We start from the raw sequence: 15,621 nt of genomic DNA, 5'->3' as shown, positions 1-15,621 counted from the left end.
CATGCGCCTCGAACTCAGCCGCCCATCGCCGCCTCGTACGCCGCGGCGAGCTGCTCGCTCGCCCGCGGGGCGTCCGGGTCGGGCCGGGGCGTGCCGAGGTGGAGCTCGCGCAGCTCGTCCATGAACGACTGCACCATCTCGGGGCCGGCGTCGCGCAGCAGCTCGGCGCGAACCCGGAGCTGCCGGGTGCCGTCGCGATGGGCGAGTCCCCAGTTGCCGAGGGCGACCATGATCGGCAGCGTCTGGATGCCCGCCTCGGTCAGCGCATAGGCAGCCTTCTGGCCGCGACCGGCCTCCTCCTTGGTGAGCAGGCCGCCGTCGACGAGCTTCTTCAGCCGGCTGCTGAGGATGTTGGAGGCGATGCCCTCTTCGGAGCTGCTGAGCAGCTCGCGGAAGTGGCGACGGTTCCCGAACATCACATCGCGCAGCACGATCACCGACCAGGGGTCCCCGAAGACCTCCACGGCTGCGTTGATCGGACACCCCGATCTGGGCTCGCTCACTCGGTGTCTCCTGCACTCGGAAATAGTGGTTGCAATCTGCAATCGCTGAGTCTACTCTCGACCGCAGTGATTGCAAAGTGCAATCACTCTGAGTCGAGGGAGATCGACATGTCACTCGTACGTGCTCACAACATCGGCATCTCGCTGGACGGCTTTGCCACCGGCGAGGGCCTGAGTCTCGAAGCGCCGTTCGGCCACGCCGGCATGCGGTTGATGGAGTGGTTCTTCCCGACCAGGACCTTCCAGGGCGCTACCGGACACCGAGAGCGGATGGAGGTCGACCCGGCCGCCGATCCGGACGACGCCTTCGCCGCGCGCGCCTGGGAGGGCATCGGCGCCGAGATCATGGGCGCCGGCAAGTTCGGTCCTCCGGGATGGCAGGACGACGCCGACTGGACCGGCTGGTGGGGCGAGGAGCCGCCGTTCCACACCCCGACCTTCGTCCTGACCCACCAGCCCCGCAAAACGATCGAGATGAAGGGTGGCACCGTCTTCCACTTCCGCAACGCCCCCATCGAGGAGGTGCTGGCCGAGGCCCAGGAGGCGGCAGCCGGTCAGGACGTACGCATCGGCGGTGGCCCTTCCTCGCTCCGGGACTACCTGGCGGCCGGCCTCGTCGACCACCTGCACGTCGCCGTCGTCCCGATCGTCCTGGGTCGTGGCGTACGGCTGTGGGACGGGTTGGAGGCGCTGGAGGACGGCTACGAGGTGGCCTCGACCACCACGCCGAGCGGCGTCACCCACGTCACCTTCGACCGGAAGCAGGTCTCGTGATGGGCAGCACCGTGCTGTGGCACTTCTCCATGTCGCTCGACGGGTTCGTCGACGGCCGCGAGCCGGGAATGGCGTGGTTGAAAGGCGTCACCGGCCCGCCCGGGGTCGTGGAGGCGTACTCCTCGCAGCTCGGCGCCGTCCTGGGAGGGCGCAACGGTCACGACGCCTACCCTGACGCGATGCCGTACGGGGACTGGCAGGGTCCGGTCTTCATCTTGACCCACCATCCCGAGGACGCCCGGCCGCAGGAGCACGTCACCTTCCTCAGCTGCGATGTCGGGGAGGCGCTGCGGATCGCGGTCGAGGCTGCCGCCGGTAAGAACGTCGAGGTCCATTCCGCCGACCCTTCGACAAGCTCAGGACATCGCATCGGCCGCCAGCTCCTCGAACGCGGCCTGATCGACCAGATCGACCTGCACGTCGCGCCGGTCCTCCTGGGCGACGGCATCCGCCTCTACGACAATCCTGGCGGCGAGCCGATCCGGCTGCACAACCTCATCGGCGACGATCCGCACCTGGAGGTCGACCTCCGCTACGCGCCGGTGCGCTCCTGAGGCCCTAGGGTGCAGGTGTGGTCAGCATCCTCTCGCTCCCGCTCCTGCAGACTCCCCGCGCCCGCGTCGCCCGCACGATTCGGGCGGTGACCGGAGGTCCCAGCCCGCTGGCCGGCCGCACCGTGCTGATCACGGGCGCCAGCTCGGGGATCGGTGAGGCCACTGCGTACGCCGCAGCGCGACGCGGCGCGCACGTCATCCTGGCCGCCCGTCGGGCCGATGAGCTCGAGCGTGTGCGGAAGACGATCGAGGAGAGCGGCGGGCGGGCCTCGACCTACCTCGTCGACATGGCAGACGGCGACTCGATCGACGCTCTGGTGGAGCGGCTGCTGGTCGAGCACGGCGCGGTCGACTACCTGGTCAACAACGCGGGCCGGTCTATCCGGCGGTCGCTGGAGCTGACCCACGACCGCTTCCACGACTTCGAGCGGATGATGGCGGTCAACTACTTCGGTGCGGTGCGGCTCACGATGGGGCTGCTGCCGGCGATGCGGGCGCAGCGGTTCGGCCACGTGGTCAACATCGTCACCTGGGGCAACCAGATCAAGGCACCCAAGTTCGCCGCCTACATCGCCGCGAAGTCGGCGCTCGACGTGTTCGGGCGGATCCTGAGCCGCGAGGCCTACTTCGACAACGTGACCTGCACCAACATGCGCGTCGCCATCGTGCGCACGCCGATGATCGCGCCGACCGCGGAGTACGAGGGCCGCGGCGAGAGTCCCGAGGAGTGCGCCGAGCGGGTCGTGCGAGCGCTCGAGGACCGGCCGGTGACGGTCGACGGCGCGTTCGGCTCCGTCTTCGAGATCCTCAACATCGCGGCTCCTCGGCTGGCCGACCTCGCGATGGCGGTCTCCCACATCCGTACGCCGGACTCGGCTGCGGCTCGTGGAGTGGATGTTCATCCAGGTATGCAGCGGAGCATCCACTTCCCAAGCGGAGCTCCACGAGGGGAGTGATGGTTCGTCTGCGTACCTAGACGAACATCCACCCGGATCACCCCGCCCGGCGCATCGCCCGAAAGAGCCGTTCGATCGACTCGGCGGGGCGGTCGTAGTCGGACCAGATGAATCGGATCATCGCCGACCTGGTCAGCTCGCGCAGCTCGTCCTCTCGGCGCTTCTCCTCGAACACCACGTCACCCGGGTTCTGGCCAGGCTCGAGCAGCCTGCCGTACTTGACCTTTCCGTCGAACTCGCCGAGTAGCCCGTATTGCGGCCATGCCCAGTCCGTGATGCCTGCGAGCGTGCCGTCGGGGCGGCGCACTTCATACTGCAGGAGGGGCCGGGGGACGCCGTAGCGTTTGAACATCGCCGTGCCTCGCGACTCACCGACCGAGCCTGACCGCCCGTCGGCGTAGGGCAGCACCGTCCCCACACGACGCATGAAGGGCCAATGCTCCATGATCGAGTATGCCGCGTCGAGCTGTTCCCGGTTGAACCTCTTGCTCCGCAGACCTGAGTCGAGCAGACACCATGCTGCCTCGGTGTCGATGCGTGATGCTGTCTCGAGTACGCACCGTTCCGGGCGCACCACCCGCTGACCTTCCACCTCGATGATGTCGTCGTGACCGGTGAACTTCATGGTGCACAACGTCACCCTCGATCCGGCCCGGGCCTCCGTCGAGCCGGGTGACGTGCACGCGGTCGAGCGGGACCCGCCAGAGGTCGATGTCGTGGCGTACGACGCCTGACGCATGGCTCAACGCAACATTCGGCCCGAGCGCGTGGAGCACGGCGCTGGAGCGCACGCGGTGACGGCCGACGTCGTCGAGTTCCGCCCATGCGGCCGCCGAGGCGTAGGCGCCCCGTCTGATCCGGTGCCACTCCTTGCGTCGAACCATCTTTGTGATCTCGCGGTCGGCGTATCCCGCCGCCTTGGCGTGTTGTGTCGTGAAGAAGCCGGCTCGTTCGACGGCAAGGTCCAGTTCATCCATGGCCCGACCGTCGCCCGGATGGGACTGCTTTTCCAGCCCGACCCGTGCGCGTGTGGATAACTCGTGCGCGAGAGGCTTATGTGGATGGTCAGCGGCCCGCGGGATGTTGGTCTAGGTACGCAGCCGAACCGTCACTCCCCTCGCGGAACTCCGCTAGGGAAGTGGATGCTCGTCTGCATACCTAGACGAACATCCACCCCCCCTCACCACCGCCCGCGGTGAACGACCTCCTCGAGCGGGGCCCGCTTCCGGCGGGTGGGGGAGCCCTTGGCGCCGCCGGAGGCGGGGTGGCCGATGGTGACGGCGCCGATGGGGTCGAAGTCGTCGGGGATGTCGAACGCCTTGCGGACCGCGGCGTCGGACTCCGGCGGGATGCCGAAGTAGAGCGCGCCGAGGCCCTCGTCGACCACCGTCTGCAGGATCAGCATGGTCGCCATCGCGGTGTCCATGTGCCAGAACGGCATCGGCCAGTGGGCTTCGTCGCGGTCGGTCCAGCCCTTGTCGGGCTCGGCGTAGCGGTCCAGGTAGGCGGCCTTGGAGGAGCACGGGATCACGATCACCGGGGCCGTCATCATCCCGGTCAGCCACCTGTCGGGGTCGGTCACGTCGGCGGTGGCCTCCCAGTAGCGGCGTACGTCCTCGGGGGTGTCCAGCACGAGGAAGGCCCACCCCTGGGAGAAGCCCGCCGAGGGCGCTCGGGTGGCGTTGTGCAGGATCTTGTCGATCACCTCAGGGTCGACCGGATCGCTGGTGTAGCTGCGGACCATCTTGCGGCGACGTACGACCTCGGAGAACTCCATAGGCCCAGTCTCTCGTCTAAGGCGGTCGGGCCGGGGCTGAGGTCGGAAAGTAGGGCGCGCGACCGATCCGGGCACCTACCTCAGCGGAGGAGTCTTCTCGATGTCAGCAGGACAGCCCGAGAGGGCAACGAAGCCAGGAGATCGAGATGTACAGCACCGTAGGTTACGAAGCAGAGGTCAAGTACCGCCGCCAGCAGATCCAGAAGGACCTGGCCAGGCGCCAGCGGGCCAGTGAGGCTCGTCCGACCCGACGCAACCGCACCCGCTGAGATGCGGGCGCGGGACCCACAACGCCGAGCAGGAGAGATCCGGCTCGGCGTTGTTCCATGTCCGGGGCACGGCGATTTCGACCCCTGGGCCGACACGGTGTTGTCCGATGGCGCGATGATTGCGCCCATGGCGCAGAGTGCCGAGAGGCTGGTCGGCCGCGACGCGGACCTGGAGACCCTGACGAGCCTGGTGGGGCTGGTCGGTCCGCATGGCACCGCGAAGCCGGGGGCGAGCAGGCACGTCCTCCTCGCCGGTGACGCCGGTGTCGGGAAGACCCGGATCCTGCGCGAGCTCCGTGCCCGCGCCGCCGGGGACGGCAGGCAGGTGCTGGTCGGTCACTGTCTCGACTTCGGCGACAGCGCCGAGGCCTACCTCCCCTTCACCGAGATCCTCGACAACATCACCACCGCGCTGCCCGACGTGGTCGCGCAGGTCGCCGACGTGCATCCGGCGCTCCTGCGGATGGCGCCCGTCGCTCGTGTGCTCGGCGGGGCTGACACCGCCGTCCAGGAGGCGCTCGACCGGGGCAACCTCTTCGCCGCGATCCATGCGCTCCTGGAGCACGCGGCCGAGAAGGCGCCGGTGCTGGTCGTGGTCGAGGACACCCACTGGGCCGACCAGTCCACCCGCGACCTGCTGACCTTCCTGTTCACCCGGCCCTTCGACGGGCCGGTGACGATGGTCGCGTCCTACCGCGCCGACGACCTCCACCGCCGCCACCCGCTGCGCCGCCAGCTCGCCGAGTGGACCCGGCTGCCGTCGGTCGAGCGGTTCCATCTGGGGCGGCTCTCGGACGATGACGTACGCATCCTGGTCGGCGAGCTCTCCGGTCAGCTCGCCGAGGAGATCGATGTCGAGAGCGTCGTACGCCGCGCCGACGGCAACGCCTTCTTCGTCGAGGAGCTGGTCCAGGCCGCGGGCGCCGACGAGCTTCCCTGGGACCTCGCCGACCTGCTCCTGATCAGGCTGGAGCAACTCGACGCGACCGCGCGCGAGGTGGTCGACACCGCCAGCGCGGCCGGTCGCGATGTCAGCGACGCCCTCCTCGAGGCCGTCGCCGGACTCGACCGCGCCACGCTCGACGCCGGGCTGAGGCAGGCGATCGAGCGCGCCATCCTGGTGCCGCGTGAGGACGGCTACTACATCTTCCGGCACGCCCTGCTCGGCGAGGCGGTCTATGACGACCTGCTCCCGGGCGAGCGGGTCCGGCTCCATCAGCGCTATGTCCAGGCGTTGACGAGTGACCTCACCACCGGCAGCGCGGCAGGTCTCGCGCGCCACGCTCGCCTTGCCGGCGATCACGAGACCGCGCTCAGCGCCGGGATCGCGGCCGGTGACGAGGCCGCGGCCACCGGTGGCCCCGACGAGGCCTCTCAGCACTATCAGCAGGCGATCGCCTTGCTCGCCGGCCGGACCGGCTCCGACCACGACACCCAGCGACTCGTCGATCTGGTGGTCAAGGCCAGCGATGCGATGGTGGCCGCCGGGCACGCCGACCGTGCCGGGAAACTTGCCCGTGAACAGCGGGAATCGCTTCCGGTCGACGCGCCCGGCCTCTGGCGCGCGCAGCTGATGACGGTCGAGATCGAGACCAGCTTCGCCTACGTCAACGACGTCCGGGTGGGGGAGCTCGCGGAGGCGGCGATGGCCGAGCTTCCCGAGGACGCGCCGCCGATCGTGCGCGCGCGGCTGCTCGCGGCGTACGCCCGGGAGCTGATGATCGCCCGCCGTCACGCCGACGCCGAGAGAGCCGGCCGGGAGGCGCTGGCGCTGGCCGAGGAGCTCGGCCGGACCGGGCTGGCCGCGGAGGTGGCGGTGACGCTGGCCGGTTCGTGGGGCCGCCCGCCGCAGGCCTGGATCGAGCCGCTGCGCGAGGCCGTGGCCAGGGCGGCCAGGGTCGGCGCGCTCCACCCGGAGCTGCGTGGGCGGATCCAGCTCGGCTTCGCCCTCGACGCCGCCGACCGGCTCGACGAGGCGGGCGAGACCTACCGCAGTGCCTTCGAGCTCGGCGTGGAGCGGGGCGTCCCGTGGGCGCCCTACTCGTTCGACGCTCGCATCGCGTGGCTCGACTATCTCCACACCGTCGGTCGCTGGGACGAGGCGCTCGCGCTCACCGACGCGTACGGCATCCCGCCGGCGCTGTGGCCGTGGCTGGAGTCCAAGCGGCTGATGATCGAGCAGGCCCGCGGCGCCGATCTCGGCGCGGAGGCACGGCGACTGCGGCCGACGTGGAAGCAGGAGGTGGCCACCGCCAGCGAATCGGTGCCGGTGGAGATCAGGGCCGCCGGTGCTCGTGGGGAGGTGGACGCGGTCGTCGAGGCCTACGAGGCCGGCGTCGCGGCCCTCACCGCCGGCTGGGGGAAGTGGTTCGGCGCCCACGCCCGGCTCGCGGCGATCGCCGTCGGTGCGATCAGCGCGGCGATCCCGGCTCTTCCCGCGGGTGAGCGCCCCGACGTGATGGCGCGGGTCGACCGCATCATCGAGAAGGGCACGCGGCCCACCCGGTCGAAGCAGCCCTGGGGGCTGGAGGGTCAGGCGTGGTCGGCGCGGCTGCGGGCCGAGGGGCTCCGCGCCCACTGGCTGGCCGGCATCGCCGTGCCGGACCAGGCCGAGCTGGTCGACGCGTGGCAGGCGAGCGTCGCTGCCTTCACGGCCTTCCCGCACGTCCACGAGCTGGCCTGGTCCCGCGCCCGGCTCGCCGAGATCCTCCGTGCCGGTGGTGACACCGCCGGTGCGCGCGAGCTGATCGACCTGGCCAGGGAGTCCGCGAAGCGGCTCGGTGCCCAGCCGCTCCTGGACCACCTGCTCACCCTCGGCACCACGCCGCTGCGGTCCGCAGCCGGTCCCTCCGGCCAGCTGACCGCGCGCGAGAGCGAGATCCTCGCGCTCGTCGCGGCCGGGAGGAGCAACGGCGAGATCGGCAAGCAGCTGTTCATCTCCACCAAGACCGTCTCGGTGCATGTCTCCAACATCCTGGCCAAGCTCGGCGCCTCCGGGCGCACCGAGGCTGCGGCCATCGGACGGCGCCGTGGGCTCGTGGAGTGATGCGGATCACGGCCTCCTGAGGCACCCCTGACGTACGCCTAAGGCAGCCGCCCCATGCGTGGTGCTACCTCAGGAGCCGAGTCTGGATGCATGACGTACAGCAACCAGATCAGCTACGACGCCGAGGTGGCGTACCGCCAGCAGAGCATTCGCCGCGCGGCCGCGGCCGACCGTCTCGCCCGCCAGGTGAGGCGCCGTCGTCCGCGCCGGATGGACTCGATACACAACTGAGCTCTCGGAGGTCGGTAATGCGGGAGAATCCCGGGCCCGGAGGCGCGATGATAGGGGACATGGCGCAAAGTGCTCGGTCCTTCGTAGGTCGCGACTCGGAGTTGCAGACCCTCACCGGGCTGCTCGGAGTCGCCTCGACGGATGCTCGACGCCAGCATGTGCTCCTCGCCGGTGACGCCGGCGTCGGTAAGACGCGCCTGCTCACCGCCCTGCGCGACAGAGCGGTGACCGACGGCTGGCAGGTGCACGCCGGGCACTGCGTCGACTTCGGCGAGAGCGCCGTGGCCTACATGCCGTTCTCGGAGATCCTCGACCGTATCGTCGCCGACCTTCCCGACGTCGTCGAGCGGGTGGCGGCCGACTATCCCGCGCTGGCCAGGCTCAGGCCCGTACGCCGCGTGATGGGCGCCAACCAGGGCGCCGCCGCGCCCGGCACCGACCGGGGTCAGCTCTTCGACGCCGTGCACACCCTCTTCGAGGCGGCCGCCGAGAAGGCGCCGCTGCTGGTCGTGGTCGAGGACACCCACTGGGCCGACCAGTCCACCCGCGACCTGCTGACCTACCTCTTCACTCGTCCCTACGACGGCCCGGTCGCGATGGTCGCGTCCTACCGGGCCGACGACATCCACCGCCGGCATCCGCTGCGCCGCCAGGTGGGCGAGTGGGGACGGCTGCCCGACGTCGAGCGGATCGTGCTCGAGCCGCTCTCCGACGAGTCGGTGCGCCTGCTGGTCCACGAGCTGGCTCCCGGCAAGGTCGACGCCGAGCGGGTCGTACGCCGCGCGGAGGGCAACGCCTTCTTCGTCGAGGAGCTGGTCCAGGCCGGCTGCGACGAGGACCTCCCGGTCGACCTCGCCGACCTGCTCCTGGTGCGTCTGGACCGGCTCGACGGGGCAGCCAGGAGCGTGGTCCGGACCGCCAGCATCGCCGGCCGCCGCGTCACCCACGAGCTGCTCGCCGCGGTGACCGAGATGAAGACCGACGAACTCGACGACGCGCTGCGCACCGCGGTCGAGCAGAAGGTGCTGGAGCCGACCGGCTCGCGCTACACGTTCCGCCACGCGCTGCTCGCCGAGGCGGTCTACGACGATCTGCTGCCCGGCGAGCGGGTGCGCCTGCACGCCAGGTTCGCCGAGGTGCTGAAGGAGACGCCCGGACTGGGCGCGGCCGCCGAGCTCGCGCTGCACGCCAAGCACGCCGGCGACCTCGCGACCGCGCTGCGCGCCCGCATCGCCGCGGCCGAGGAGGCCCGCAACGTCAGCGGCGTGGGCGAGGCCGCCCACCACTACGAGAAGGCGCTCGGTCTCGCGGCCGACCCGAAGGTCACCCAGGCGGCGGCGGTCAACCTCGACCGGGTCTACGAGCGTGCGGCCGACACCCTCATCCTCGCGGGGCTGCCTGCGCGCGCCGACGCGATCTTGGCCGAGCGGCTCGACGCCATCCCGGTCGGGCCGTCCGTGGGCCGGGCGCTGCTCCTGGCGACCAGGGCCGAGGCCGCGCTCCTCACGGAGAACGGAGACCCGCTCACCCACTCCCGCGACGCGATGGACGCGCTTCCCGACGACGCCGAGCCGAAGGTCAGGTGCGCGGTTCTCGCCGCCCGCACCCGCACGCTGGTCATGTTCCGCCGCAGCGAGGAGGCAGAGGCCGTCGGCCTGGAGGGCATCGAGATCGCCGAGCGCCACAGCCTCTCCAAGCTTGCCTCCGACATCGCCACCAGCCTGTCCATGCTCAAGGTCCGCACCGGCCGCGGTGCCGGCGACAAGGTCGAGGGCTTCCGACAGGTGCTGCGCGAGACGATCGAGCAGGCGCGCCGCGTCGGGTCGACGCACGCGGTCAGCCGGGGGATGTTCGCGCTCGGCCGCTCCTACGACGAGGCGGGCGACTACGCGGAGGCACTGACGTGGTTCCGGGCGGTGGTCGACGACGCCGGCGGCGAGTCGCTGCAGTGGTCGCCCTACGTCGCCGCGGCCCGTGCCGACATGGTCCGGATCCAGATGGTCCTGGGGGAGTGGGACGAGGCGCTGGCGCTGAGCGACGGCAACCTGCCCGACGCGCCGCCGATCCCGGTCGCGCTGCTCGACGTGCTGCGGATGATCATGGAGCAGGCCCGCGGAGCGTCGGTCGGCGAGGCCGCGAGGGCGCTGCGACCGTTCTGGACCGAGGAGGGTCTGATCGCCCTCTACGGCGCCACCGTGGAGATGGTCGCCGCGGGCCGTGCCGGAGACCACGCCGCCGTTTTCTCCGTCTACGCCGACACCGTCGAGACCCTCTCCCAGTTCTGGACCGAGTGGTTCGGCGGCCGGGTCCGGCTCGCGGTGGTGGCCGCCTCGGCGATCGCGCAGATGCTGCCGTCGCTCCCGGCGGCGCAGTGGCCGGCGCTGGTCGAGGCCGTCGACGGGTTGCACAGCGACGGCGAGCAGGTGGTCGCGCAGTATCAGCCCGGCGAGTGGGGCCCGGAGGGCCGTGCCTGGACCGCGCGGCTGGAGGCCGAGGTGCTCCGCGTCCACTGGCTGGCTGGCATCGACGCCCCGCCGCAGGAGTCGCTCCTGGCCGCATGGGTGCGGGCGGAGCAGCAGGTCGAGGCCTACGGCGACGTTCCTGGCCTGGCCGCCGTGCGGACGACGTACGCAGCGATCCAGCGTGCCACGGGCGACGTGGCCGCGTCACGGGCGACCGCCGACAAGGCCAGGGAGACCGCCAAGCGTCTCGGGTTGCAGCCGTTGCTCGACGAGCTGCGGTCGCTCGGCGCGACGGCGGTCAAGCAGCAGCCGGCTGCGTCGACGGCGCTGACGCCGCGCGAGAGCGAGATCCTCACGCTGGTGGCCGCGGGGCGCAGCAACGGCGAGATCGGCAAGCAGCTGTTCATCTCCACGAAGACGGTCTCCGTGCACGTCTCCAACATCCTCGGGAAGCTGGGGGCCGGGAGCCGCACCGAGGCGGCCGCGATCGCCCGCAGGCAGCAGCTGATCAGCTGAATTCCTGGTGCGCGATGTGAACGTGTGGCTCAATTGTCACCATCACCACACGAGTCGATGGCGACCGTTGTGGCGGCACGTTGAGGAGCAGATGTGAAGCAGGGCGGACAGCACCCGATCGTGGCCGGGATCACGGCGCTCGCAGCGGTGGCGGTCGGGGTGGGGCTGATCGTCGGGATCGCGATGTTCGTCGGTGCCAACATCATGGGTCTCGGCGGCGGTGACACCGCCGGAGACCAGGCCACCGACCCCGGTGCGGGCGCCTCGCTCTACGCTCCGTCGCCGAAGCCGACCAAGACCGCGTCGGGTCCGGCGATCACGCTGCGTGCCTCGCCCACCAGCGCCCCCGAGAAGCAGGCGGCCTCGACCTCGACGAGCGCGTCGCCGTCGAAGTCACCCGACGACAAGCCGGCGAAGAAGGAGATCATCCTCCAGGTCGGCACCGTCCAGGCGAAGCCGATGGAGCGGATCGACATCAGCGGGATCTATCCCGGCGGCGAGGGTGCCATCCTCCGTCTGGAGCGCAACGACGGTCAGGGCTGGGAGGAGTTCGGCATCCCCGACGTACCGGTCACCGGCCAGCAGTTCTCCACCGTCATCCAGTCCGGGCGGACCGGGAAGCACGAGTTCCGGATGAAGGACATCGACACCGGCACCTTCTCCAACGTGGTGAGCGTGACGATCGGCTGAGGCTGGAATAGGTCTGGACCCGGTTGGTTGTATGGGGACATGACGGTTCCCACGATCAAGCTCAATGACGGCACTTCGATCCCGCAGTTCGGTCTCGGCGTCTGGCAGGTCCCCCAGGACGAGGCCGAGCAGGTGGTGAGCCAGGCCCTCGAGGTCGGCTACCGACACATCGACACCGCGCAGATGTATCAGAACGAGGCGGGCGTCGGCGCCGCGCTGAAGAGCGCCGGACTCGCCCGCGAGGACGTCTACGTCACCACCAAGCTCAACAACTCCCAGCACGACCCGGCCAAGGCGAAGGCGTCGCTCGAGAAGTCCCTGGAGCTGCTCGGTCTGGACCGCGTCGACCTGTTCCTGATCCACTGGCCGCTCCCGACGCAGTACGACGGGACGTACGCGAAGACGTGGGAGGCGCTCGTCGGCCTCCGCGAGGAGGGCCTCACCACCTCCATCGGCGTCTCCAACTTCCAGCCCGACCACCTCGAGAAGATCGTCGCCGACAGCGGTGTCGCCCCGGCGGTCAACCAGATCGAGGTCCACCCCTACTTCACCAACGAGGCCGCCCGGGCCGCCACCCTGGCTCAGGGTGCGAAGGTCGAGGCGTGGTCGCCGCTCGGCCAGGGCGGAGGCGAGCTCACCGACCCGGTGGTCGCCGAGATCGCCTCCGCGCACGGCAAGTCGCCCGCCCAGGTCCTGCTCCGCTGGCAGATCGACCGCGGCGACATCGTCTTCCCCAAGTCCGTACGCCGCGAGCGGCTCGAGGAGAACCTCGCGATCTTCGACTTCGAGCTGAGCGCCGACCAGATCGCCGCCCTCGCGGCCCTCGACAAGGGCGAGTCCGGCCGCTCCGGCCCCAACCCGGACACCTTCGACTGGATCCCGTCCTTCTGATCCCCGATCCCGCCGAGTCGGCTCGTCATGACGAGCCGACTCGGCGTGGTTTTCGGTCAGGACGAGCCGGCTCGGGCTGATTCCGGCGGGCTGGAATAGGGGGCGTAGGGTCTTCGTTGTGGACAGTGAACGAAGTTGAGTTGAACCGACTCAACTTGTTTGCAACACTCGGCGGCAGCAGCCGCGGGGTCGGCGCAGACCAACCAGTCTTCCGGGCTCCCCGGATCCACATACACACAGCTTCAACAAGCGGAGGTAGCAAAGATGGCACGTGCCGTCGGTATCGACCTCGGGACCACCAACTCGGTCGTCTCGGTTCTGGAGGGTGGCGAGGCCACCGTCATCGCGAATGCCGAAGGCGCCCGTACGACGCCTTCCGTGGTCGCGTTCAGCAAGTCCGGTGAGGTGCTGGTCGGCGAGGTCGCCAAGCGCCAGGCCGTCACCAACGTCGACCGTACGATCAAGTCGGTCAAGCGTCACATGGGCACCGACTGGAAGGTGACCATCGACGACAAGGACTTCACGCCGCAGCAGATCAGCGCGTTCGTCCTGCAGAAGCTCAAGCGCGACGCCGAGGCCTACCTCGGTGAGACGGTGACCGACGCGGTGATCACCGTTCCGGCCTACTTCTCCGACGCGCAGCGCCAGGCCACCAAGGAGGCCGGTGAGATCGCGGGCCTCAACGTCTCCCGCATCGTCAACGAGCCGACCGCCGCCGCGCTGGCCTACGGCCTCGACAAGGGCGACGACCAGACCATCCTCGTCTTCGACCTCGGTGGCGGCACGTTCGACGTCTCCCTGCTCGAGATCGGTGAGGGTGTCGTCGAGGTGAAGGCGACCTCCGGTGACAACCACCTCGGTGGTGACGACTGGGACAACGCGATCGTCAAGTGGATGGTCGACAAGTTCAAGGCCGCCAACGGTGTCGACCTGGCCGCCGACAAGATCGCCGCGCAGCGCCTCCAGGAGGCCGCCGAGAAGGCGAAGATCGAGCTCTCCTCGAGCCAGAACACCTCCATCCACCTGCCCTACATCACCCACGGTGAGTCCGGTCCCCTCCACTTCGAGGAGACCCTGACCCGGGCTGAGTTCCAGAAGATCACCGCGGACCTGCTCGACCGCACCAAGAAGCCGTTCGAGTCGGTCCTCAAGGACGCCGGTGTCGCCCTCAAGGACATCGACCACGTCGTCCTGGTCGGTGGTTCGACCCGTATGCCCGCCGTGACCGACCTGGTCAAGAGCCTGCTCGGGGGCAAGGAGCCCAACAAGGGCGTCAACCCCGACGAGGTCGTCGCCGTGGGTGCCGCGCTGCAGGCCGGTGTCCTGAAGGGCGAGGTCAAGGACGTCCTGCTCCTCGACGTCACCCCGCTGAGCCTCGGCATCGAGACCAAGGGCGGTGTCTTCACCACCCTGATCGAGCGCAACACCACCATCCCGACCAAGCGTTCCGAGATCTTCACCACGGCTGACGACAACCAGCCGAGCGTCGAGATCAAGGTCGCCCAGGGCGAGCGCCCGATGTGGTCGGAGAACCAGCCGCTGGGCAACTTCGAGCTCACCGGTCTCCCGCCGGCGCCGCGCGGCGTGCCGAAGATCGAGGTCACCTTCGACATCGACGCCAACGGCATCGTGCACGTCTCCGCCAAGGACCAGGCCTCGGGCCGCGAGCAGTCCATGACGATCTCCGGTGGCTCCGCGCTGTCGAAGGACGACATCGACCGCATGGTCAAGGAGGCGGAGCAGTACGCGGAGGAGGACGCCAAGCGTCGCGAGTCCATCGAGATCCGCAACCAGGGCGACAGCCTCGTCTACACCACCGAGAAGTTCATCACCGACTCCGGCGACAAGGTCCCGGACGACGTGAAGACCGAGGTGCAGGCCGACCTGGACGCGCTGAAGAAGGTCCTCGAGGACACCGAGGCCGACAAGGACGCCATCCAGACCGCGATCACCAAGCTCGGTGAGTCCTCGCAGAAGATGGGTGCGGCCATGTACGCCGCGGCCGAGGCCGAGCAGTCCGCTGCCGGCGGGGCCACCGGTGCCACCGGCGAGGCCGACGACGACGTCGTCGACGCCGAGATCGTCGACGAGCCTGTCGAGGGCGAAGAGGGCGACAAGAAGTGACCAAGCGCCGCCCCGGCGGGGCGGAGGAGGCCGTCGAGGAGACGACCTCCGAGTCCCCGCCGCCCGAGACCGACACTGCGACAGAGGCTGGCGAGGAGTCGACCGAGGACTCCGAGGTGGACGCTGCTGACGGCGACGCCTCGGACTCGGACGACTCCGCCGACGCCGGCTCCGACACGAAGGCCGCCGACGAGGAGGCCGTCGAGGAGTCGACCGACGACGAGGACAAGGACGAGGACGACGAAACCGAGGACGAGGTAGACGTGATCATCGACGACGAGAGCGAGGTGGACCTCATGGGCGATGCCGCCGACGAGGTCGACAAGCGCGTCGCCGAGCTGACCACCGACCTGCAGCGTCTCCAGGCCGAGTACGTCAACTACAAGAAGCGGGTCGACCGTGACCGCGAGCTGGTCTCGCAGAACGCGACCTACAAGGTGCTCACTCCGATCGTGGAGGTGCTCGACACCATCGACCGTGCCCGCGAGCACGGCGAGGTCGAGGGCGGCTTCAAGGCCGTGGCCGACCAGCTCGAGAAGATCGTGACCAACCTGGGTCTGAAGAAGTTCGGTGAGCCGGGCGACGTATTCGACCCCAACCGTCACGAGGCGCTCAGCCACATGGGCACCGACCCGGAGGTCGAGGAGACCTCGGTCAAGCTGGTCGCCAAGGCGGGCTACATGATCGGTGACCGGGTGGTCAGGGCCGCGCAGGTCCTGGTCGTCGACCCGGAGTGACCCGGAGTGACAACGACGGGTGGTGGGGGGGGGGCGGGGGCCCGCCCGGGGCGACACCCACACAAAAGGGTGGGGGGGGCGGTGGGGGTGT

Annotated in this window: 14 protein-coding genes and 1 pseudogene; 11 read left to right on the top strand and 4 right to left on the bottom strand. The window is 69.7% G+C overall.

All coding sequences use genetic code 11. The features are described 5' to 3' along the window. Positions 1–14: 14 nt before the first annotated feature. Entirely contained in the window at positions 15–503 is a 489-nt protein-coding gene (locus tag ACFVDI_RS09450; RefSeq protein ID WP_378903396.1) for a winged helix-turn-helix transcriptional regulator, read from the bottom strand. A 108-nt stretch (positions 504–611) separates the two neighbouring features. On the opposite strand from ACFVDI_RS09450, the gene ACFVDI_RS09445 reads away from it, so the two are divergent. From ACFVDI_RS09445 to ACFVDI_RS09435, 3 genes are read left to right on the top strand one after another with little or no spacing between them, the layout of a single operon-like run. Beyond that, on the top strand, positions 612–1,277 hold the full coding sequence (locus ACFVDI_RS09445) for a dihydrofolate reductase family protein (protein WP_378903394.1): 666 nt from the start codon (positions 612–614) through the stop codon (positions 1,275–1,277). After that, positions 1,277–1,831, top strand: coding sequence for a dihydrofolate reductase family protein (locus ACFVDI_RS09440; protein ID WP_378903390.1), 555 nt, complete (start codon positions 1,277–1,279; stop codon positions 1,829–1,831). Before ACFVDI_RS09445 ends, ACFVDI_RS09440 begins: the two co-directional genes overlap by 1 nt. A gap of 17 nt (positions 1,832–1,848) precedes the next feature. Then, a complete protein-coding gene (locus ACFVDI_RS09435) occupies positions 1,849–2,787 on the top strand; it encodes an SDR family NAD(P)-dependent oxidoreductase (RefSeq protein WP_378903387.1) in 939 nt (312 codons plus the stop codon). 37 nt (positions 2,788–2,824) lie between these two features. Here ACFVDI_RS09435 and ACFVDI_RS09430 read toward each other — a convergent pair whose 3' ends face one another. The 3 genes and pseudogenes from ACFVDI_RS09430 to ACFVDI_RS09420 form a co-directional block, all read right to left on the bottom strand. Next, positions 2,825–3,412: a hypothetical protein gene (locus ACFVDI_RS09430; protein ID WP_378903608.1), complete on the bottom strand. Its 588-nt coding sequence runs from the start codon at positions 3,410–3,412 to the stop codon at positions 2,825–2,827. A gap of 220 nt (positions 3,413–3,632) precedes the next feature. Beyond that, a pseudogene (locus tag ACFVDI_RS09425) lies at positions 3,633–3,764 on the bottom strand (type IV toxin-antitoxin system AbiEi family antitoxin domain-containing protein); the annotation flags it as partial. A 203-nt stretch (positions 3,765–3,967) separates the two neighbouring features. Next, a complete protein-coding gene (locus ACFVDI_RS09420) occupies positions 3,968–4,564 on the bottom strand; it encodes a nitroreductase family protein (protein ID WP_378903384.1) in 597 nt (198 codons plus the stop codon). Positions 4,565–4,710: 146 nt separating this feature from the next. Here ACFVDI_RS09420 and ACFVDI_RS09415 point away from each other — a divergent pair, with 146 nt between their 5' ends. The 8 genes from ACFVDI_RS09415 to grpE all read left to right on the top strand — a co-directional run bounded on the left by ACFVDI_RS09415 (position 4,711) and on the right by grpE (position 15,530). After that, positions 4,711–4,833, top strand: a complete 123-nt coding sequence (locus tag ACFVDI_RS09415; RefSeq protein WP_378903381.1) for a hypothetical protein — start codon at positions 4,711–4,713, stop codon at positions 4,831–4,833. Positions 4,834–4,960: 127 nt separating this feature from the next. Beyond that, entirely contained in the window at positions 4,961–7,879 is a 2,919-nt protein-coding gene (locus ACFVDI_RS09410; protein ID WP_378903378.1) for an AAA family ATPase, read from the top strand. 90 nt (positions 7,880–7,969) lie between these two features. Further along, positions 7,970–8,110 (top strand): hypothetical protein, encoded by a 141-nt coding sequence (locus ACFVDI_RS09405; RefSeq protein WP_378903375.1) that lies wholly within the window; start codon positions 7,970–7,972, stop codon positions 8,108–8,110. Between the two features lie 59 nt (positions 8,111–8,169). Next, a complete protein-coding gene (locus ACFVDI_RS09400) occupies positions 8,170–11,088 on the top strand; it encodes an AAA family ATPase (RefSeq protein ID WP_378903372.1) in 2,919 nt (972 codons plus the stop codon). Positions 11,089–11,181: 93 nt separating this feature from the next. Then, a complete protein-coding gene (locus ACFVDI_RS09395; RefSeq protein WP_378903369.1) occupies positions 11,182–11,778 on the top strand; it encodes a hypothetical protein in 597 nt (198 codons plus the stop codon). Positions 11,779–11,817: 39 nt separating this feature from the next. Beyond that, positions 11,818–12,669 (top strand): aldo/keto reductase, encoded by an 852-nt coding sequence (locus ACFVDI_RS09390; RefSeq protein WP_378903366.1) that lies wholly within the window; start codon positions 11,818–11,820, stop codon positions 12,667–12,669. Between the two features lie 264 nt (positions 12,670–12,933). Then, positions 12,934–14,793 carry a molecular chaperone DnaK gene (gene dnaK / locus ACFVDI_RS09385; protein ID WP_378903363.1) on the top strand — a complete coding sequence of 620 codons (1,860 nt, stop codon included), beginning with the start codon at positions 12,934–12,936 and terminating at the stop codon, positions 14,791–14,793. Then, the gene (grpE, locus tag ACFVDI_RS09380; protein ID WP_378903360.1) at positions 14,790–15,530 is read left to right on the top strand and encodes a nucleotide exchange factor GrpE; all 741 of its coding nucleotides are present in this window, start codon (positions 14,790–14,792) and stop codon (positions 15,528–15,530) included. The genes dnaK and grpE overlap by 4 nt, the downstream gene beginning before the upstream one ends. Positions 15,531–15,621 lie beyond the last annotated feature (91 nt).

The sequence above is a fragment of the Nocardioides sp. NPDC057767 genome (genome assembly GCF_042798275.1).
Classification (GTDB): domain Bacteria; phylum Actinomycetota; class Actinomycetes; order Propionibacteriales; family Nocardioidaceae; genus Nocardioides.
This window is presented reverse-complemented; position numbering and strand designations above follow the sequence as displayed.